Genomic DNA, 1568 nt, shown 5'->3' with positions numbered 1-1568 from the left:
GTAGGCATTCAGCAGCTCACGATCTTGCTGGCGTGAGCACCGCCCGCGCGATGGGATGATCTTTGGGTGTCGAAGACCCCGGAGCGCCGCCCGTCGTATGACGAGCTGGCCGCGCTGGTGGTCCGGCAGATGGCCACGATCGAGGCCCAGCGACAGACGATCGCGCAGTTGGAAGCGACAGTGGAGCGGCTGAACGCACGGGTCGCCGAACTGGAACGCAGGCAGAGCCGCAACTCGGGGAACTCCTCGTTACCGCCGTCCAGTGACACCTTCGTCCGGCCGGACAACAAGCCGCCGCCCAAGAGCGGGCGCAAGCGGGGCCGCCAACCCGGCGCGCCGGGAGGCGGCCTGGCCATGGCCGAGGTCCCCGACGCGGTCGAAGACCACGTCCCGGACGCCTGCGGCGGATGCGGCAAGCAGCTGTTGACCGCCGACAGCGTCGGCTACTCGCGCCGTCAGGTGCGCGACATTCCCCTGGTCACCGTGACGGTGACCGAGCACCGGGCACATCGCTGCCGGTGCGGCGGGTGCGGCCGGGTCACCAGCGCGGACATGCCCGAGACGGTGGCGGGCGCGCCGTCGTCGTACGGGCCGAACCTGCGCGCGCTCGCCGCCTATCTGCTGGTGTTCCAGCACGTCCCGGTGGAACGCTGCGCCCAGCTGATCGCCGACGTCACCGGAGCCCGGGTCTCACCCGGCTGGGTGTCATCCATCCTGGCCGAGGCCGCCACCCTGGTCGCCGGCAGCATCACCGTGATCCGCGCGCTGCTGACGCTCACGCACGTGCTGCACGTCGATGAGACCACCACCCGGATCGGGGCGACGCGCCGCTGGCTGCACGTGGCCTGCACGAACACCTTGACCCTGCTCGGCCTGGGCGAACGCTCCCGAGATGGGGCCAACGCCCTCGGCGTGCTCCCCGAGTTCCGGGGTGTGCTGGTGCACGACTCGCTGTCGCTGTACAACGGATATCCGCAGGCCCGACACCAACTGTGCGGAGCCCACCTGGTCAGGGAGTTGACCGCCGCAGCCGAGGACCATCCCGGCCGGCGGTGGCCGGCACAGATCCGCTGGGCACTGGCCGAGCTCAACAAACAGGCGATCAAGGCCCGCGAGGCCGGGCTGACCGAGATCCCGCCCGAGCGAGCGCGGATCTATCTCGAATCCTTCCACCACGGGATCCGCGTCGGGCTGTCGCTGCATCCCCGCGCCCCGGGACGCAAACAGTCCCCGGCCCGCAACCTGCTGGAACGCCTCCAGCGCCGGGCCGCTGACGTACTGCGCTTCGCCGATTTCCCCGGCTGGGTGCCGTTCACGAACAACACCGGCGAGCGCGCCCTTCGCCCCGTCAAGACCCAGGTGAAGATCTCCGGCTGCCATCAATCCGAAGACGGCGCCGCGCATTGGCTCGCCATCCGCTCCTACCTCGACAGCGCCCGCAAGCACGGGCTGAGCGCCTTCGAGGCGATCCACCGCGCCTTCACCGGCCGCCTCTGGATGCCGCCCGTCACACTCGACGCCTGATCAGCACATATCACCCAGCGTCACAGAACCTTCTGATTGCTTAC

Annotated in this window: 1 protein-coding gene; it reads left to right on the top strand. The window is 69.7% G+C overall.

Annotated elements, in window-relative coordinates:
• Nucleotides 1–66: 66 nt before the first annotated feature.
• Nucleotides 67–1524 (top strand): IS66 family transposase, encoded by a 1458-nt coding sequence (gene tnpC / locus ITP53_RS55225; RefSeq protein ID WP_195903467.1) that lies wholly within the window; start codon nt 67–69, stop codon nt 1522–1524.
• Nucleotides 1525–1568: the final 44 nt, after the last annotated feature.

The organism is Nonomuraea cypriaca (assembly GCF_015645445.1).
Lineage (GTDB): Bacteria > Actinomycetota > Actinomycetes > Streptosporangiales > Streptosporangiaceae > Nonomuraea > Nonomuraea cypriaca.
This window is presented reverse-complemented; position numbering and strand designations above follow the sequence as displayed.